Annotated in this window: 16 protein-coding genes; 12 read left to right on the forward strand and 4 right to left on the reverse strand. The window is 53.4% G+C overall.

Annotated features, from left to right (window positions below; genetic code table 11):
- The first annotated feature begins 379 nt into the window (after window positions 1-379).
- From JLG71_RS24590 to JLG71_RS24615, 6 genes are all read left to right on the forward strand, one after another.
- Window positions 380-2,029, forward strand: a complete 1,650-nt coding sequence (locus JLG71_RS24590) for a signal transduction protein (RefSeq protein ID WP_200913867.1) — start codon at window positions 380-382, stop codon at window positions 2,027-2,029.
- A gap of 144 nt (window positions 2,030-2,173) precedes the next feature.
- Entirely contained in the window at window positions 2,174-3,625 is a 1,452-nt protein-coding gene (locus JLG71_RS24595) for an MFS transporter (RefSeq protein ID WP_200913868.1), read from the forward strand.
- Between the two features lie 52 nt (window positions 3,626-3,677).
- Window positions 3,678-4,781, forward strand: a complete 1,104-nt coding sequence (locus JLG71_RS24600; RefSeq protein WP_057173400.1) for a mandelate racemase/muconate lactonizing enzyme family protein — start codon at window positions 3,678-3,680, stop codon at window positions 4,779-4,781.
- Between the two features lie 23 nt (window positions 4,782-4,804).
- Window positions 4,805-5,632 carry an SDR family oxidoreductase gene (locus JLG71_RS24605; RefSeq protein WP_200913869.1) on the forward strand — a complete coding sequence of 276 codons (828 nt, stop codon included), beginning with the start codon at window positions 4,805-4,807 and terminating at the stop codon, window positions 5,630-5,632.
- A complete protein-coding gene (locus JLG71_RS24610; RefSeq protein WP_049078888.1) occupies window positions 5,626-6,537 on the forward strand; it encodes a dihydrodipicolinate synthase family protein in 912 nt (303 codons plus the stop codon). Before JLG71_RS24605 ends, JLG71_RS24610 begins: the two co-directional genes overlap by 7 nt.
- A complete protein-coding gene (locus JLG71_RS24615; protein WP_122117717.1) occupies window positions 6,524-6,955 on the forward strand; it encodes a GlcG/HbpS family heme-binding protein in 432 nt (143 codons plus the stop codon). Before JLG71_RS24610 ends, JLG71_RS24615 begins: the two co-directional genes overlap by 14 nt.
- Before the next feature lie 136 nt (window positions 6,956-7,091).
- Here JLG71_RS24615 and JLG71_RS24620 read toward each other — a convergent pair whose 3' ends face one another.
- Both JLG71_RS24620 and JLG71_RS24625 read right to left on the reverse strand, forming a co-directional pair.
- Window positions 7,092-8,105 (reverse strand): LacI family DNA-binding transcriptional regulator, encoded by a 1,014-nt coding sequence (locus JLG71_RS24620; protein ID WP_004117622.1) that lies wholly within the window; start codon window positions 8,103-8,105, stop codon window positions 7,092-7,094.
- Between the two features lie 210 nt (window positions 8,106-8,315).
- Window positions 8,316-9,347, reverse strand: a complete 1,032-nt coding sequence (locus JLG71_RS24625; protein ID WP_200913870.1) for a DUF1176 domain-containing protein — start codon at window positions 9,345-9,347, stop codon at window positions 8,316-8,318.
- Between the two features lie 381 nt (window positions 9,348-9,728).
- Between JLG71_RS24625 and JLG71_RS24630 the strand changes: the two genes are divergently transcribed.
- Both JLG71_RS24630 and symE read left to right on the forward strand, forming a co-directional pair.
- Complete coding sequence (locus JLG71_RS24630) at window positions 9,729-10,523, forward strand: DNA/RNA non-specific endonuclease (RefSeq protein WP_200913871.1); 795 nt, start codon at window positions 9,729-9,731, stop codon at window positions 10,521-10,523.
- 289 nt (window positions 10,524-10,812) lie between these two features.
- Window positions 10,813-11,148 carry an endoribonuclease SymE gene (gene symE / locus JLG71_RS24635; RefSeq protein ID WP_200913872.1) on the forward strand — a complete coding sequence of 112 codons (336 nt, stop codon included), beginning with the start codon at window positions 10,813-10,815 and terminating at the stop codon, window positions 11,146-11,148.
- 44 nt (window positions 11,149-11,192) lie between these two features.
- Here symE and JLG71_RS24640 read toward each other — a convergent pair whose 3' ends face one another.
- Both JLG71_RS24640 and JLG71_RS24645 read right to left on the reverse strand, forming a co-directional pair.
- On the reverse strand, window positions 11,193-11,933 hold the full coding sequence (locus tag JLG71_RS24640; RefSeq protein ID WP_200913873.1) for a hypothetical protein: 741 nt from the start codon (window positions 11,931-11,933) through the stop codon (window positions 11,193-11,195).
- Between the two features lie 155 nt (window positions 11,934-12,088).
- Window positions 12,089-12,409 (reverse strand): helix-turn-helix domain-containing protein, encoded by a 321-nt coding sequence (locus JLG71_RS24645; RefSeq protein WP_200913874.1) that lies wholly within the window; start codon window positions 12,407-12,409, stop codon window positions 12,089-12,091.
- Window positions 12,410-12,810: 401 nt separating this feature from the next.
- Between JLG71_RS24645 and dndB the strand changes: the two genes are divergently transcribed.
- The 4 genes from dndB to dndE are packed head-to-tail and all read left to right on the forward strand — an operon-like array spanning window position 12,811 to window position 17,879.
- Window positions 12,811-13,896, forward strand: coding sequence for a DNA sulfur modification protein DndB (gene dndB, locus JLG71_RS24650; RefSeq protein ID WP_032747693.1), 1,086 nt, complete (start codon window positions 12,811-12,813; stop codon window positions 13,894-13,896).
- Window positions 13,893-15,527 (forward strand): DNA phosphorothioation system sulfurtransferase DndC, encoded by a 1,635-nt coding sequence (dndC, locus tag JLG71_RS24655; RefSeq protein WP_048225428.1) that lies wholly within the window; start codon window positions 13,893-13,895, stop codon window positions 15,525-15,527. The genes dndB and dndC overlap by 4 nt, the downstream gene beginning before the upstream one ends.
- On the forward strand, window positions 15,517-17,526 hold the full coding sequence (dndD, locus tag JLG71_RS24660; RefSeq protein WP_200914331.1) for a DNA sulfur modification protein DndD: 2,010 nt from the start codon (window positions 15,517-15,519) through the stop codon (window positions 17,524-17,526). Before dndC ends, dndD begins: the two co-directional genes overlap by 11 nt.
- The gene (gene dndE / locus JLG71_RS24665; protein WP_200913875.1) at window positions 17,526-17,879 is read left to right on the forward strand and encodes a DNA sulfur modification protein DndE; all 354 of its coding nucleotides are present in this window, start codon (window positions 17,526-17,528) and stop codon (window positions 17,877-17,879) included. The genes dndD and dndE overlap by 1 nt, the downstream gene beginning before the upstream one ends.
- The last annotated feature ends 112 nt before the right edge of the window (window positions 17,880-17,991 follow it).

The following is a 17,991-nucleotide window of genomic DNA, read 5'->3' on the forward strand; positions in this document are numbered from 1 at the left end:
CGCGAGACAAATCGCTTACGGAATAACGTAAATAATTTATTAAATTCAATTAATTATATATTTAACGCTGATTTACCGTCCCCGCTGCGCTTCCCGTCCGCTTTTCTGCCCGCCTTTATGCCGCCTCAGCAAGCGTTCCCTGTCACCTCGACCCACCGTTTAAAATAAAGAGTTAAATATTAATAAGTTAATAATTGCACATTGATAGCCATCACAAATCCCCGGTAAAGAGTTTGTTCCTGTCTTTTTTTTATCCTAATTTGCTAATTCGAGTTAGCCTAAGAAATTAGCCAGCAACAGAACGATTGATGCGGCGCTTACCCCGGCGCAGCACGCTCAACGATAACCAAGCGACCTATCCCCTACAGGAGAAATTCACATGCTGAATTTAACGTTACCCGCGGAAGCCGGGCTTATGACCCCGCAGCCAGGCGAAGTGTTGATGGTGACCAATGCGGATCTCCGCGAACCGGCTAACGTCACCTGCTGGCCCACGCAGAAGCTGTTTGAACAGCGTCTGGAAACGGCGCTGGAAACATTAGGCTATCGCCTGCGCCGCGCCCATCCGGTCAACGAGCAGCGCGGCCACGGGTTTATCAGCAGCCAGAAAGAGGGTAGCGAGCTGTTCGCCGGGATCGATCCGGATGCGCCGATTATTGTCCTGCTGACCGCCTGGCAATACTCCCATCACCTTGCTCCTTCGCTGGTACATCATCGCGGCCCTATTTTGCTGCTCGCCAATTTTGACGGTACCTGGCCGGGCCTCGTCGGCATGCTCTGTATGGCAGGCTGCCTCACCAGCCTGGAGCGCAACTACTCGCGGCTTTGGTCGGAAACCTTCGCCGACGAGGCGTTTATTCGCGGCTTAGACACCTGGCTGCGCGACGGCCATCTCAGCCATAAGCTCGGCTATCTGCATCCGGTTGCACCCAGCGCGCCGCTGCTGGCCAGCGAAGCCGGGCAGATTGGCGTGAAGGTTGGGCAGTCGATCCTCAAACACAAGGCCATTGTCGGGCTGTTCGATACCTTCTGTATGGGGATGATCAACGGCGTGTTCCCGCAAAAAGCGATGATCGACGTAGGGATGCCGGTGGAGTCGCTGTCGCAATCGGCGCTGCTGGTTGAAATGAACAAGGTGCCGACCGACCTGCGCGAAGCCTGTCTCGACTGGTATGAGACCCGCGGCATGCGCTTCCGGTTCGGCGCCGACGGGGCGAAGGATCTGACCCGGGAGCAGGTGCTGGAACAGTGCGCAATGATGATCGCCATGGCGCGCTTCGTGAAGCGCTTCGGCCTGACGGCGGTGGGCGTGCAGTATCAGCAGGGGCTCAAAGACAGCTGCGCCGCCTCGGATTTTGCCGAAGGCGCCATCGGTAACGCGGAACGTTTCCCGATCCCGGATGAGAATGGCGAGATCGTCTGTCCGGACGCGCCGATCCCCTGCATCAACGAGGTGGATATGGGCAGCGCCATCCCGCAGGTGATGCTGGCGAAGCTGCTCGGCGCGCTGGGCATGGCGAGCGAAACCACCCTTCACGATATCCGCTGGGGTAGCGAATACAACGGCACGTTCTACTGGGATCTGGAGATCTCCGGCGCTGTGCCGTTCGCCCATCTGAAAGGCGGGATCGCCGGGGCCACCGGCTATCGCCAGCCGGCGATGTTCTTCCCCTATGGCGGCTCGACCATTGCCGGTCAGGGCAAAGCCGGACGCTTTATCTGGGCGCGAGCGCACTACGAAGGCACCCAGGTGATCCTGCATATCGGCACCGGCACCGCCGTCGAACTACCGCATGACGAATTCGAACGCCGCCGCCGGGCGACCAACTACGAGTGGCCGTTACTCAACGCCGTTCTCGACGGGGTTTCGCGCGACGATTTAATGGCGGGCCACCAGAGCAACCATCTCAGTCTGGCTTATGTAGAGGAGGAGGTATTATCCGAAGTGCTGAACGCCTTTATTGCCCAGGCGCTGACGCAAAATATGAAAGTCTTTATCGCAGGCGATGCGCATTTATTAATGAAATAACAACTGATTCGCTTATGTAATTTTTACGTTGTTAGCGATCCTGGCAAACATCCGCTTCATTCGTCTCTTTATCGCCCATAAAGAGCGGATCAACGCGCATCTGTCCGGGCGGGCTCTCCGCCTGCCCGGATAAGAGAGGATTATATGTATCAGCAGCAACATATTGAATTTATTATCCAGAAGGCAAAGAAACGGCTCGATCTGCAGGAGGCCCCCGGCTGCACCAAAGCGGGATGGCTGATGATCACCGCATTATTAATTGAGTCATGGGATATTTATTCCATGGCGTTTATTTTATTCGCCCTGAAAGATATTTATGAGCCCAGCAGCTGGCTGCTCGGTTTTACCGCCGCCGGCACCCAGCTTGGCGCGGTGGTCGGCGCGCTGCTCGGCGGCTGGCTGACCGATAAGCTCGGACGGCGTAAAATTTTCCTCTGGTCGATGATCCTGTTCGCGATCTTCGCCGTTCTTCAGGGCCTGGCGCCCAATATGTACTGGCTGGCGATAATTCGCTGCCTCGCCGGGATCCCGGTGGGCGCGGACGTGGCTAACGGCTTTACCTACATCATGGAGGTGATGCCTAAGGGCAAGCGCGAAGTGATGGCTAACCGCTGGCAGTTTATGTTCGCGCTGGGGATTATCGCCGCCATTCTGCTGGTCACCACGCTGGTGGCGCTTGATGTTCACCCGGATATGATCTGGCGCATCGTGCTGGCGGTCCCGGCGATCCCGGCCTGCCTGCTGCTGTTTATGCGTCGGGAGCTGCCGGAGACGCCAGCGTGGTTCGTCGAACGCGGCCGCTTTATCGAAGCGAAAAAAGCCTCCCGTGAATATTACGGCGAACAGGATGGCCGTCTGCTGGACGACATTCTGCCCAATGAAAACGTCACTATCGCCGACCCGACGCTCAAAGAGACGCTGCACGATCTGTTCCGCCGTCCGTTTACCCGCAGCACCACCCTGTTCGGCTGGTTCTCCTGCGCCGTGCAGTCGTTTGAAAACTATGCCTTCTCCTTCTTCCTGCCGCTGATCCTCGTCACCATCGGGATTTCCGGGCAGATCCAGAATAACCTCGCCCTGCTGGCGGTGAACTGTATCGCCGCGCTCTCGGCGTTTGTCGGCCCGCTGCTGTTGCCGAAGCTCGGGCATAAGGGGCTGAGCAAATACGGCTTCCTGCTGGTCACCATCGGTATTTCGATATCGGCGTGGGGCGTCTACAGCAGCAGCTTCGCATTTATCATCTTCGGCGCGGCGCTAATGCTGTGGGGCCACTACTGGGATTCCGAAAGCGGCATGACGGTGATCTCGCTGGTGGCAAAACCGCGCTATCGCGGGGTGGCCTCCGGCATCGGCTACACCATCGTCAAGGTCACCGCCTTCGTTACCACCCTGGTCTTCCCGGCCCTGTTTGAAGCGGTCGGCGTACCGGTCGCCTCGATGATTATCGCTATCGCGCCGTTCTGCGCCTTCCTCGCCTCCATCTTCCTGCTGCCGGAAGTCTTCGGCCATGCGGTGGGCGACGAGAACGATCGAGAACATGACGCCAGCCCGGCAATCTCCCTGGAGGGGCATGAATCCCCGGCCTCCAAACATTAACCGCCCGGGCCGCAGGGGCGGCCCCCGCTGAACCCATAAAGGAAGGAATCAGATGAACAGCACAAAAATGCCCGTGATTGAAAATATCGAACTGATGACCGCCCGCGTTCCGCTGCCGGAAGGCCCGTGGGGGGATCAGATTCACCACGTCACCGATATCGAAGTGGCGATTGTTGACGTCTACGGTTCTAACGGCCACGTCGGCACCGGCTTTAGCCACACTTCCGGCTGGTGCGGGAAAACCATCTCCGCGCTGATTGCCGAGATTATCCCGGACGTTATTGGCCAGCCGCTCTCCCCGCGCGGCCTGTGGCATCGCTCGTATAAACACGTACACGACGTCGGCGGCGCGGGCGTCACCACCCATGCCCTGGCGGCGCTGGATATTGCCTACTGGGATCTGTTAGGTAAAACCCTCAATGCGCCGATTATCGACATTCTTGGCCGCGTACGCGATCGCGTTCCGCTGTACGGCAGCGGCATCAACCTGCATCTGTCCATTGAGGAAGTGATTGACCAGGTCAAACGCTGGAAAAGCACCGGCTACCTGGCGGCGAAAGTGAAAGTGGGCAAACCGACGCTGGAGGAGGACGTGGAGCGGCTGCGTAAGATTCAGGAGGCGGTGCCGGGCTTCCCGCTGGCGGTGGACGCCAACCAGGGCTGGAGCTTCCCGCAGGCGCTGCGCGCGTTCAAACTGTTCGAACCGCTCAATCTGCTGTGGATTGAGGAGCCGCTGCCCTCCGACGATATCACCGGCCACCTGCGGCTGCGCGAACGCAGCGCCACGCCTATCGCGCTGGGAGAAAACGTCTATAACTTAAACCAGTTTACGCAGTACATCGAGAGCGGCAGCGCGGATTACATCCAGGCGGATCTCGGCCGCGTCGGCGGGATCACCGGCTATCTGGATATCGCCGCCGTCGCCCGCGCGCACAACCTGCCAATGACGCCGCATTTTGTCATGGAGCTCAGCGCCAGCCTGCTGGCAACGGTGCCGAATATCTCATACGCCGAGATGACCGACGGCGGGCGCTGGAAAGATCTGCGCATCATCGCCGAAGCGGGCGAAGAGGTGGACGGCTACTACGTGCCGAGCGAAAGGCCGGGCCACGGCATTATTCTCGATCGTGATTACCTCGCAACCCACAAAATCTAACCACGCAGTGAGGGGAAAGGACAATGGAAGACACGTTATTCTCGGTTGAAGACAAGGTCATCATCGTGACCGGCGGCCTGGGACAGCTGGGGGCGCAGTACGTGAAGACGTTACACGACCGCGGCGCGAAGGTGGCGGCGCTGGCCACCCGCATCGATGCCGCGCGCGTCGACCGCGTGCTGGGGGCGATTAAGGACTCCGACCGCCTGCTGTGCGCGGAAGTGAATATTACCGATAAAGCCAGCATTAACCGGGTGCTGGATAGCATTGAAGCGAAGTGGGGCGTCCCGGATGGCCTGGTCAACAACGCGGGCGTCGACACCCAGCCCAGCGCGCCGCCGGAAGTCTCCGGCCCGTTTGAAGAGTTTCCGGAAGAGGTGTTCCGCGAGGTGGTGGAAGTGAACCTGGTCGGCACCTTCCTGATGACCCAGCAGGTCGGCAAGCGCATGAAACAGGCCGGCAAAGGCGGCTCGATCATCAACGTCGGTTCGATCTACGGCGTGGTCTCCCCTGTGCAGGATATCTATAGCTACAAAAAAGAGGACACCGGCATTCCGTTCGTCAAACCGGTGGCCTATTCGGCGGCAAAGTCCGGGCTGTATAACTTTACCCGCTACTGTGCCACCTACTGGGGGCGCGACGGCATTCGCGTCAATACTCTGACCCTCTCCGGCGTCGAGCGCAGCGATCAGGACCCGCGCTTCCAGAAAAACTACACCAACCGTATCCCCATCGGGCGGATGGCGAAAGCCCACGAGTACAACGGCGCGGTGGTGTTTTTGCTCTCCGACGCCTCGGTCTATATGACCGGTTCCAACGTGGTGGTGGATGGAGGCTGGACCGCATGGTAAGCGATAAATGGCAGGTTTTTCGCGGCATTATCTCCGCCGTGGTGACGCCGATGCACGCCGATGAGTCGGTGAACTACGCGGCGCTGGACGCTCTCGCCCGCGCCCAGCTGGCGCGCGGGGTTGAGGGCTTTTACTGCTGCGGCTCCTCCGGGGAGGGGCCGTTGCTGCGTTTCGATGAGCGCCGGCAGGTGCTGGCAACGCTGGTGCAGTCGGCGGGCGGTCGCGTGCCGGTGATCGCCCACGTGGGGACGCCGCGCACCCGGGATGCCGTCGAGCTGGCGAAGCACGCCGAGCAGGACGGCGCCAGCGCGGTGTCGCTGGTGCCGCCCTACTACTACAAATATAGCCGCGAGGAGATTATCGCCTACTACCGTCGAGTGCTGGACGCCATTTCGATTCCGGTGATTTTGTATAACATTCCGCAGTTTACCGGCGTCGAGCTGGACGCCCAGAGCGCCGACGCGCTGCTCGGCGATGAGCAGGTTCTGGGGGTGAAGCATACTTCGCATAACCTCTATTCGCTGGAACGCATGATCGCCCGCTACCCGGAGAAAGTCTTTTTTAACGGTTTCGATGAGATCTTCCTTTCCAGCCTCGCGGCGGGCGCGACGGCCACGGTTGGCACCACGGTTAACCTGCAGCCGGAGTTGTTTCTCGCCCTGCGCAGCGCTTTTCAACAGGGCGACATCGCCCGGGCGCAGCGCCTGCAGCAGCAGATCAACGAGGTGGTGGAGCAGCTGGTCGCGCGCGGCGTGTTCCAGTCGGCGAAGTATCTTGCCGCGAAAGAGAGCGTCGATACCGGCCCCACCCGCGAGCCGTTTGTGGCGCTGACGGCGGCGCAGAAAGGCGAGCTGGATGACCTCTATCTGCGCTTACGGGGGTATATCGCCGATGCCGGACAATGACGCGCTCTGTCCCAAGATCCGTCTGAACGATAGTGTTGTGTGCCAGCAGGTCGCGCGGTTTTTACAGGAGACGGAAAGCGATGCGCGAACCCGGGGGCTGGCGGTGGCGGTTGTCGGGCCGGAGGGCGAGCTCATCGCCTTTGGCGCGCACGCTCGCTGCCCGCCGCTACCGCGCCAGCTGGCGCAGCGCAAGGCCTGGAGCGCCCTGCGCTTTCGCCGTCCGACGGCAACGCTGGCGCAAGAGGTCAGCGCCGGCGCCCTGCAGCTGGCGGTATTTAACGACCCGCAGCTGCTGGCGATGCCGGGCGGCGAGCCGGTGATCGTCGACGGGCTGGCCATTGGCGGCGTCGGGATCAGCGGCCTGCCACCGGAGCTGGACGCCGGGCTGGCGGCGCGGTTTGTTCAGCGATTGACTTGATGAGGGATCGTTAAGGGTTCCCGGATTGCGGCGCCCGCGCCTTATCCGGGCTGCCAGCGCGCGCAGGATGCGGTATCTGTAGCCCCGGCCAGCATAGCGCAGCCGGGGATTGACATGTTCACACAAGCCGTGTCATTTACTGGCTCCGCTGCTTCTCCACCGACAGCGGGCGGTGAATCAGGGTCATCGGCACGGTGATCTTCACATCGGCATTTTCCCCCTGCAGCTTCTGCTGCATCAGATGAAACGCGTGCTGCGCCCAGGCGTCCTCATCCTGGCGCATCGACCACACCGCGTTCGGCAGAAATCCCAGCATCTGATGTTCATCGAAGGTGCCGATGGGAATATCCGACGGAATAAAGCCGTAGGTTTCCCGCAGCGCGCTCAGCGTCCCTTCCAGAATGGGCAGAGAGGAGGCGATAAACGCCTTCGGCGGCTCGCGGTGCTGACGCAGAAAATCGAGCATCAGCTGTTTGCCCTCTTCCTGACGGTTATGGCTGGCGGACAATATCCACTCCTTGCCGGCGGGCAGCTCGCTCAGGTAGCCCTGCAGACGACGCTGGATCGACGGCTGCTGGGTATCCCCGGCGATAAAAAAAATCGGCGAGACGTCCACCGCCTGGGTCATCGCCTGCACCAGCTTTTTGCTGCCGTTGTAGTTATCGCTTACCACCAGCGACACGTCGCTCTCGCCAAAATCGCGGTCGAGCAGCACCAGCGGCCGCTTGCGCGCTACCTTCTGGTGATGCAGCTGCGTTTCCCGGGTAGAGGGCACCACGAAGAGCCCGTCAACGTTGCGCGCCAGCAGTCCTTCAACCAGACTGTTTTCATGCTCGCTGTCGCTGTAGGTGCAGGCAATCATTAGCTGATACCCCGCCTGACGGCAGCAGGCTTCGAGCTTTTCCGCCAGGGTGGAGAAAAACAGGTTGGATAAACGCGGGATCACCAGCCCTAAGGTCTCGGTTTTATTGAGCTTCAGGCTGCGGGCGATATGGTTAACGACCAGCCCGTTCTCGGCGATGTAATCATTAATACGCTGCTGCGTTTTGGCGCTGATGCGATACTGCTCAGCTTTGCCACCCAGCACCAGGCGCACGGTGGTAATCGAGATTTCCAGCGCCCTGGCGACTTGCTCAACGGTTTTGGCCATAAACTCATTTTCCATAACGAACAGAACGGCTTAATCATAAACTAATTCGAGTTAGCAATACATTAGCCGCGCTGTTATTTTGAACAAGGCGTCAGTTTTCTGACGCCACTGGCGCTGTCGATCGCGATCCCGCTACGCGGAGGATCGTTAAGATCCTTCCCTGTCCTCTCTGTCGGCGTGTGTGCCGGGAGAGATTCTGGCCGCGTGATTTCACTTTGCCGGTTTAACCTCGGTCACCCAGGTGGGAAGATCCCATGTCCCGCCGAGGCGAAGATAGCGGCACATCCCGGTGGTCGCTTCACGGCTTTTGCGGAACGTTGTGCCATCCCAGAGCCAGCTCGCCGTCCCCCAGCAATCGCCGAGCCCTCGCCCTTTCTGGCTCATAAAAATCTCGCCGTCACCATACTCAGAACCGGAGACCGTGATAAGCGTCGGATTGCCCTCAAGTTTACTATCCACAACCCAATAGCCATATCCCTCGTTATAGGCCGCCCGCCAGCACAAGGCCGAAATCAGGGAATGCGCGTTATCCAGCGGCGTCAGACTGATGGTTTCAGGCTCCTGTCCCTCCTCAGGCTGGAGGCGATCGCACCAATCATCATTATTTAGCGTGGCCAGAAGCTTAGGCTTGAGCGCCGCCAGCTCAGGCGCGGTTAACGCTCTCTCCTGCGCCTTCTCAGGCATGACCCGGTGAATGACCGGGGCGGGAATCGCCGCCCGGACGCTGCTTTCCGGCCCGTCGCCTTTTTTGGTCAACGCACCCGGCGTGCCGATTCGCCCCTGAACATCGTCCATTTTCAGCAGTACCGCGTAAGCGCCTTCGCCGGAAAGCTCAAACGGCGCCTCCCCGCCTGTAAATTCGACCTTCCCGCTGCCTTTGATGGCGTTAACGATCGCCCGGGCCTGTTTCTCCGACAGCGGCCAGCTCTCTTTTGCGGGCTTCACATCGCCTGCCGGCTGGCCGTTGATCCACAGCGTCAGTTTGCCCGGCAGAACGTCGCTGTCGGTCACCTCCGCCAGCATCAGCTCTCCCGAGACGGCGGTGCCCGCTCCGGCCTGCCGGGTCAGCAGCACCGAACCTCCGCTTCCTTCTTCAGCGCTGTATCCCGCCGCCCGGCAGGTCAGCGTGTTATCGCATACCACTTCCCAGTCTTTGTGGCTGAATGAAACGCCTGTTTTCGCCAGCGCGGGGAGACTAAGTACGGCCAGTGCCAGCACGCCTCTCAAGAGTTCCTTTTTCATACCTTCTCTCCTTAATCGGTCATCCGCGTAGTCTGAGTAATCCTCCTCGCAGAGAGAAGTGTTTTCCCCTGCCGCGACATTTTTTCAGACAACGACATGGATGCCGCACCGCTTTACGCTTCGCTGGACATATTCCCCGTTCAGCCCGGCTGAAAATAGCGGGCTTGAGAGTCTGGTCACCTCATTCAACATCATTTCCAGAGTCACAAAATAACATCCGCCGTGATGTTAAATCATCTTGTGATATTCCGCGCGGCTGCGACCGGCTAACTCTTTTTACGCTCTCACTTCATCTTTGCGATTCATAGCTGAATTCCGCTCTGGTTATTCAGGGGGTTCTTTTATGCATCGGTTCATCTTTTCTTTGACGTCATCAATAATATGAAGCTATCCCGAGTATTCAGCGTTCTGCCGTCGCTATTTTTTGCCGTCGCGTGCGCTGCCGCATCATCCGGCGAGGATCATTGTGAAGTGGGCTGCCCGACCGGCGGAAGCGCGCAGACGCTGGTTCGCGAAGCCTATACGCTCAATAACAACAGCCAGCGCAAATTCGCTAATTGGGTGGCGTATAAAATCACCAAAGCCAGCCTGGCCAGCGGGCGTTCGCGCAGCTGGAAGCGCGATCCGGATTTACCCGCTGCGGATACCCTTGCCCCCGCGGCATACAAAGGGGCCAGCGCAGCATTGGCGGTCGATCGCGGGCATCAGGCGCCGCTCGCCGGGCTCGGCGCCAGCGCAGACTGGCAGGCATTAAACTATCTTTCCAATATCACCCCGCAGGCCTCCAACCTGAATCAGGGGGCGTGGGCGCGGCTGGAGGATAAGGAGCGCGCCCTCGCCGAGCGCCGCGACGTGGCGGCGGTGTGGTCCGTTACCGGGCCGCTGTTCGAACGGCATATCGCCACCCTGCCCGCCGCGCCCGAGGTGGAGATCCCCAGCGGCTACTGGAAGATTATGTTTATCGGCTCCAGTCCGGATAAAGGCGAATACGCGGCGTTTTTGCTGGATCAGGCGACGCCAAAAAGCGCCAGTTTTTGTGATTATCAGGTTACGGTGGAGGAGATTGAGCGGCGGACTCATCCGGCGCTCTCGTTCTGGTCCGCCCTGCCGGCAGGTATCGCCCGCCGCCTGAAGTCCCGGAAGGGGACGCTGGCTAAAGAGATGGGGTGCCCGTAATTGGGCATGGGCATCCTGTTGCGCGCATTATCTCGCTTTTATTTTTTGAATCTGCTTTGCGGTTATTTCAGCAATATCAAGAAAGGCATTTTCCACAGGCGCTAATTAATAGCGTCACGTATTCTGTTAATTCTTAATTTGCGGTTAAAGGCGTTTATTATGTCCGATTAAAGTCTGGACTTTATTTTTATTACTGGTTAGGTTTACAGGTGTTATTTAGCGCGGTGCGAATGTGCGCCAACACACCCGCACCGCTGATCACAATTACTATTTCGAGAGAATAGCAACCATGACTAATGCTGATTGTATTGTAGATTCGTTTGATCCAGAAGTGTCGCCGAAAAATAAGCGTCAGTTGACGGTGAGTTATGTGAGACGTTTGCCAGATCGTCGTCTTGTTCCGGCGCTGATCATGAAGGGCGAGTGGCTGGCGGCGGCAGGGTTTTCGACCGGCACCCGGGTGGAGGTGCGGGTGATGGATGGCTGTATTGTGCTGACGGCGGTTGAGCCGGAACCAGAGCTGGAAGCCGCGATGCGCAGGGTGGAGAAGCTGTCGGCCAGGAAGCAGAAGCAGGTCAGAGAGTTTATCGGGGTGATTTCGGGGAAATGCGTAATAAACCTATAATCAGTAGAAATGAATGGGCGCTTAAACTGCGCCCGACAATAATTTTAGCCCATGCATGGAAGAATATAATTTTGCACTAGTATTAATGCAACAAATAATATTGCCATAAAGCCGTAAAATGCAGTCTTTGGAGCAATTAGATTAACCAGCCTTGCAAAAGAAACAATCAACGACACCATTAAGATAGTTATTATCAATACTGGTATAGATATACACCACATCACTAAATATTGTACTAACATAAAAACCATAAGAATAGCACAAAATATAACCGCCTGACTCCAAACACTAGTCGGCAGTTCTATATAAATACCCATAGAATTTAACATATTAAATAAAGAATCTAAGGGGTACCACAATATAGAAATACCTGTTTGTTTCTCAAGGAAGGCTAGAAAAAATGGAAAGATCGGCATAAGCCACCAAAACCATGTATTTTCCAATAACATTTTACGATGTTGCAGACACCAAGAAATTGAACTCCAGCCGATTAACCCAATAATAAAACCAGCAGAACACATAAGAAAGTATGGCTCGGCCTGCGATGCAACATAAGGTGTCAAAAACAACATTAAAAATGCTAAAAAACTTAAAAAACCGTACATTAAACCAAGCTTGTAAACGCCTTCCCGGATACGAGTATCCTTGAGCTTATCGTTAATTCCGCCATAACCGTTTTCCACAATAAGAAGAAAAGCATCAAATTTTGGGTTTTGACGTATTGCATTACCCAGAAAATATCCTCCAACGAGAATTTGCAGTATCGTTATTGTAGCCTTCAACATCCATATCTCCTATAATATTCACGATTATAACTTTTTTCGCTTAAAAGAAATAGTTCTGTTACAAACCCAATACTCTTAATAACATTATGAGTAAACCAATCTCATCCATAACTAGATACGATTATCTATAATTAATTTTTTACAAAATACTATTATCAATCAGCACGTAAAATTAAGCCCAGGATCAATTCTTTCTTTTCTAAGCTTACCTTATTCCATTCAACAACTAACTTCGCCAACGCATCATCTTCGGTGTAAAAATAAGCCACAGGAACATCAAGCACAGCCGCAAGCTGATGAACAATCCGAATACTCGCCTGATGAACACCTTTTTCATATCGGTTGATACGAGTACTTGCAACAAATTCATCGATACCAGCCAGGATTCCAAGCTGCTTTTGGGATAAACCTTTATTAACGCGGAGCTCTTTGAGCCGCCGGCTGAAAATCACATTTTGAGTGTTTGAGTCATTCATAACTACGATAATCGTAGTTATCATAATCATTTGATACTACGAAAAACGTAGTATCAAATGATTTGTTTGTTGCACCCTCTTTACGCAAAAGTTCGATCACTCTTCCATAACTACGAAAAACGTAGCAAAAAACCTAAAAATCTAGCTACGAATAACGTAGTATTCATGCTCATAAACCGACTTCCAACAAGGAGATCTGTAACAACATTGCGAAAAAGGGTCTGTAGTGATAGAAACCTACTGGCTAAGCAAGGAGTTACGTCAAAAGAAACGTATCTTCAGCATCAGTTACGAAGTTGTGTGCCGGTTTGTGCTCTAAAACTGAAACTTAGATTTATTCAAGGAATGGTTTTACGTAAAATATCACGTAAACGCGTAGGCAAGATTACAGGGAATCTAACATGGCGAACTTTGACGCTGATTATTGCTACTCTTTTCCCGCCGTACGTGGGATTCAGGCTGGTAGGCCTTTCTATATTGCCACCTGCCCAATGCGTATCATACCCAAGATTTTTAGTTTTGATGAGACTGACGTTCCGCCTGAACTACGGGCACAGAGAACCTTAAACAAATCTCGAATTCCAGAAATGGTTCGGTATCTCTTGGAAAATCCTAAAGATTATGTTTTTTCCGCCTTAACAGCTTCAATTGCTGTCGATGTGCAATTCGACGAATACCCTGGTTCAAACAACCTTGGTACCCTACGTGTCCCTATGGACGCTCAAATCCTGATAAATGATGGCCAACATCGTCGTAAAGCAATAGAAGATGCCCTTGCCGAACGACCAGAACTGGGGCAGGACAACATCCCCGTTCTATTCTTCGTTGACGAAGGGCTACAACGTAGCCAACAAATGTTTGCCGATTTGAACAAATACGCAATTCGTCCCAGCCCCTCTCTTTCGGCGCTGTACGATCATCGTGATGTGAGTTCAAATCTTGCTCGTTACCTGGCAATGTCTATTGAACCTTTCGTAGGACTTACAGAACTTGAGAAGTCGAGTATCAGCGCGCTCTCAAACAAACTTTTTACATTAAGTAGCATCAAACAAGCAACACGTGCGCTGCTTGGTAAAGATCCCAAATTAGGGAATATTGAAGAAAATACAAATATCGCTTCGGTTTATTGGCAGACCCTTTATAGCGTTATGCCTGACTGGCAGTTGGCTGCGAAAAAAGAAGTTTCACCAGCGCAGTTAAGGCAGGATTACGTCCACGCCCATGGCATAGGTCTACAGGCGCTTGGATTGCTCGGTCGAGCCTTACTGCAAGAAAAGCCTGAAGATTGGCAAGACAGGATAATAGAACTAAAAACATTCGATTGGCGGAAAAGCAATCCAGAGATGGTAAAACGCGCTATGCAACATGGAAAGCTGAGTAAAACCAGTGTTGCCATCCAACTAACCTGTAATGCATTAAAAAATGCATTATCGCTCCCCCTCACTCCTGAAGAACAGGAGCTTGAAGCTCAAATGGTTGTCTCATGAGTAAATTAGTTCAGGCCTACGATTTGGCCGAATACGAAGATTTTATTAATCAGGAGCAGTTCGCCGGACGCCCTCTGGCCGAATATGTTGCTGAGGTTCAAAGAATTTATTGTGCGGATAAGCGTCCGTGGGTAATTGGCTATAGCGGCGGGAAAGATTCTTCCGCCGTGATCACGCTGGTGTATCTGGCCCTGCTTGGCCTGCCCCCGGAAATGCGCAGCAAAGATGTTTTTGTAGTGTCATCCGATACGCTGGTGGAAACACCAGTGGTAGTAGATTTAATTAAGAAAACGATGCTGCAGATTGAGGCAGGTGCAAAGCGTAATGGCCTGCCGATCACTCAACATGCGGTAACGCCTAAAACTAATGAAACCTTCTGGGTCAATTTACTGGGGAAAGGTTATCCGGCCCCGACCCGTAGTTTTCGCTGGTGTACCGAGCGTATGAAAATCAATCCGGTGAGCGACTTTATTAAAGATAAGGTCAGCCAGTTTGATGAAGTGATTGTTGTCCTCGGCTCACGTAGTAGCGAGAGTGCCTCCCGTGCGCAGGTCATCGCAAAGCACAAAATTGATGGCTCACGCCTGGCCCGGCATACCACGCTGGCAAATGCGTTTATCTATACCCCTATTGATACCTGGGATGTAGAAGACGTCTGGAAACTGCTGCGCGGCGCGTTCCGCTATGCTCCTGAAGATATCGACGAATGGGAAAGCCCGTGGGGTGGAAACAACCGTCCTCTGTGGACGCTGTATATGGACTCTTCCGCACAGGGTGAGTGCCCCCTGGTGATCGACGAAAGTACCCCCTCTTGCGGGAACTCTCGCTTTGGCTGCTGGACCTGTACCGTAGTCACCAAAGATAAAGCGATGGAAAGTCTGATCAAAAATGGCGAAGAGTGGATGTCACCATTGCTGAAGTATCGTGATCTGCTGGCGTTTACCACCGATCCGGCGAATAAAGACACCTATCGCAACTATAAACGCCGCACCGGTAAGGTGAGCTATCAGTACGCTAAAGACGGTGAAGATCGTAGTGCAGAGCGTAAGCATGTTCCTGGCCCCTACTGGCTCAAATACCGCCAGCAGTGGTTAAAAGACTTACTGGAAATTGAGCGTGATTTAAACGCCCAGGGCCACACGATTACGTTAATTACCCAGCCAGAGCTGCACGCTATCCGTCAGGAGTGGTTGAAAGATCCTAACGAGCCAGACTGGTACGACACATTGCCGGGGATTTACCGCGAGGTATATCAGCAGGATCTGAATTGGGTGGTCGACGATCAGTCGCGCTTTGATGCCAGCGATGCTGATTTGCTGGCGCAGATAACGCAAGGGTTCGACGTAGTACCTGAAATGGTGATGAAACTGATTGAGCTGGAAACTTCGATGGAAGGGTTAAGTCGTCGCCAGGGGATTTTTGACAAGCTCGGAACAATTTTAAAGCAGGACTGGGGCAGCCTGGAAGAAATCCAGCAGCAACAGGCAACGCTGCAAAAACGCAACGACCGAGATATTCATCAGGACGAAGTGGATAAGCTAGAAGCTGAACTCCAGACTTTACAGCGCAGAATTATCGATGCAGGCGAATCGTCTGTGCTCATCGATGAGGAAAATGAACGTGCTCATTAAGCAACTAGTATTACATAATTTTCGAGTATTTTGCGGCACACACACCATCGATCTGGCTCCCAGAAAGCGTCCGCATGAAGTAAACCCTCGCCCGATTGTGCTATTTGGTGGTTTAAATGGTGCAGGGAAAACATCTATATTGTCGGCAATTCGACTGGCACTGTATGGGCGTTTAGCGTTTGGCCCGGCAATGCAGCAGCAGGAGTATGTTGAACAACTCGGAGCACTGGTGCACAACGGGACGTATACAGCAGAGCGTCCGGATGAGGCCGCAGTAGAACTGATCTTTACCTACAACCAAAACGGTCATGAGACTGAATTCACCGTCACACGAAGCTGGAAGAAAGGGAAGAAAGATCGTCTCTCTTTGCAGCAGGATGGGCAACCGCGTAGTGAACTCAGTTATGACCAGTGCCAGGGGTTTTTGAATGAATTAATTCCTCACGGTGTTGCCGATCTTTTCTTTTTTGATGGAGAGAAGATTGCAGAGTTGGCGGAAGATGAATCCGGCAATATTCTGCGTACAGCGGTGCGTCGTTTGTTGGGACTGGATCTGATCGCCAGACTGCAAAATGACCTGATGATTTTTGTCAAACGCCAGCAAACCGCCCAGTTGGCTGGCTCCCAACAACAGCAGGTCGAAGCGCTTGAGACAAAGATTAAAACGCTTGCCGGTCAGGCGGAGAAATTGTTGGAAGAGGCCGATTTCGTCAACTCGCGGATTGAATTTTTATCCCAGGACATTATTCGCCATGAGGGATTATTAAATGCGCAGGGCGGCGCATTTGCCCAGACAAAAGCACAGGAAAAACAGAAAGTTGAAACTCTGTTAAAAGAAAAAGAGCGTCTGGAAAAAGCGTTACGACAGGAATGCGATGGATCGTTGCCCTATGCGCTAGCGCCTAATACGTTGTCGCGGTTGCTGGAAAAAATTGTCAATGAAGCACAGATCAAGCAGGCGAAAATTTTTGAGGCGGAGTTAAATCAATTTTTAACACAACTCAAAAATGATATCGCGTTCCGTTCCAGCAGTGAGAGTAGTACCAGAGCCATTGCTACCGAAGCTATTACCAATAATTTGGACGCATATATGGCAGCCAAACCAAAAGGTGATTTGCTGTTTGATATTTCTGAACGTGAAGCCGGTATGCTCCAGCAGTCCATTGAGCAGGAAAGCAAAAAAGCATGGCAGCGTTTTGATATGTACCGCCATCAATTAGCGGATATTGAACAACAACTGGAGCAAGCCGCTGCTAATATTGCTCGCGCCCCGGAAGACGAGCAGTTAATGGACCTCTTTGCAGCATTACGCGATCTCGATCATAAGCGTGAAAAACAGCGGCAAAAATATCGCTCGTTGCTGGAAGAGGCTAAACGGACGAAACAACAGCAACTGGACTGTGTTCGTCAGGTACAGAAAGCACATGACATCACCCGTAGCCAACATGGTTTGAGCAGCGCATTTAAAAATGCGCAGGAGACCATTAACCTGCTCGATTACTACAGCGATGTGTTAACGCAGGCGCGAGTGAAAAAATTATCTGCTAACTTTGAAATTGCCTACCACAAGCTGGCTCGTAAAGAGGATTTACAGCTTAATGCGCACATAAATCCACAGACATTTGATGTTGAATTGGTGGATGAAAAGGGTTCGGTAATTAATCGTAAGCTGCTTTCTGCGGGTGAAAAGCAGATTTATGCGATCGCTATTCTTGAGGCGCTGGCAAAAACCTCTGGGCGTGATTTTCCGGTAATTATTGATACGCCGTTAGGACGTCTGGATTCTCAGCACCGGGATAAGTTGATTAATCATTATTTCCCGGAGGCCAGTCATCAGGTTGTGTTGTTATCCACCGATACGGAAGTGGACGAGCGTTATTTTGTTGATCGACTGCGTGATGATATTTCTCATGCTTACGAGATTGTATTTAATGCACATACCAAATCATCTGCGCTGAAACCCGGTTATTTCTGGGAACTAACTAAGGAGGTTGTCTAATGCTCCCAAATCGAATGGTGCTTAGCCGTCAGACAGAAGACCAGCTCAAGAAGTTAAAGGGTTATACTGGAATTACGCCCAATATCGCGGCTCGACTGGCATTTTTCCGCTCGGTGGAGAGTGATTTTCGCTATTCGCCTGAGCGGGATAGTAAGAAGCTGGATGGTTCGCTAGTGCTGGATAAAATTACGTGGCTTGGGGAAACGCTGCAAGCTACGGAACTAGTGCTGAAAATGCTTTATCCTCAATTAGAACAGAAAGCGATCATTAAGGCATGGGCGGCACATGTCGAAGATGGTATTGCTGCATTAAGGAATTATCGAAGCTTAAAAGATTTCGCCTTAAACTTATAAAAACAAAAAAATGAATGCCGGACAAACATTCCGGCATTCAATTAGATCAACAGTTCTTATATTTTTTCCAGAAAAAACACCCATCAACCATATCTTTAAAAGATGGGTATCT

The sequence above is a fragment of the Klebsiella michiganensis genome (assembly GCF_015139575.1).
GTDB classification, from domain to species: domain Bacteria; phylum Pseudomonadota; class Gammaproteobacteria; order Enterobacterales; family Enterobacteriaceae; genus Klebsiella; species Klebsiella michiganensis.

Bases quoted from the DNA above. Each gene is read 5' to 3' on its own strand.
- dndC (WP_048225428.1), top strand. From the start codon at position 13,893: ATGAGTAAATTAGTTCAGGCCTACGATTTGGCCGAATACGAAGATTTT.
- JLG71_RS24595 (WP_200913868.1), top strand. From the start codon at position 2,174: ATGTATCAGCAGCAACATATTGAATTTATTATCCAGAAGGCAAAGAAA.
- JLG71_RS24625 (WP_200913870.1), bottom strand. From the start codon at position 9,347: ATGAAAAAGGAACTCTTGAGAGGCGTGCTGGCACTGGCCGTACTTAGT.
- JLG71_RS24615 (WP_122117717.1), top strand. From the start codon at position 6,524: ATGCCGGACAATGACGCGCTCTGTCCCAAGATCCGTCTGAACGATAGT.
- JLG71_RS24610 (WP_049078888.1), top strand. From the start codon at position 5,626: ATGGTAAGCGATAAATGGCAGGTTTTTCGCGGCATTATCTCCGCCGTG.
- JLG71_RS24590 (WP_200913867.1), top strand. From the start codon at position 380: ATGCTGAATTTAACGTTACCCGCGGAAGCCGGGCTTATGACCCCGCAG.
- JLG71_RS24605 (WP_200913869.1), top strand. From the start codon at position 4,805: ATGGAAGACACGTTATTCTCGGTTGAAGACAAGGTCATCATCGTGACC.
- JLG71_RS24645 (WP_200913874.1), bottom strand. From the start codon at position 12,409: ATGAATGACTCAAACACTCAAAATGTGATTTTCAGCCGGCGGCTCAAA.
- JLG71_RS24620 (WP_004117622.1), bottom strand. From the start codon at position 8,105: ATGGCCAAAACCGTTGAGCAAGTCGCCAGGGCGCTGGAAATCTCGATT.
- dndE (WP_200913875.1), top strand. From the start codon at position 17,526: ATGCTCCCAAATCGAATGGTGCTTAGCCGTCAGACAGAAGACCAGCTC.
- JLG71_RS24630 (WP_200913871.1), top strand. From the start codon at position 9,729: ATGAAGCTATCCCGAGTATTCAGCGTTCTGCCGTCGCTATTTTTTGCC.
- JLG71_RS24640 (WP_200913873.1), bottom strand. From the start codon at position 11,933: ATGTTGAAGGCTACAATAACGATACTGCAAATTCTCGTTGGAGGATAT.
- JLG71_RS24600 (WP_057173400.1), top strand. From the start codon at position 3,678: ATGAACAGCACAAAAATGCCCGTGATTGAAAATATCGAACTGATGACC.
- symE (WP_200913872.1), top strand. From the start codon at position 10,813: ATGACTAATGCTGATTGTATTGTAGATTCGTTTGATCCAGAAGTGTCG.
- dndB (WP_032747693.1), top strand. From the start codon at position 12,811: ATGGCGAACTTTGACGCTGATTATTGCTACTCTTTTCCCGCCGTACGT.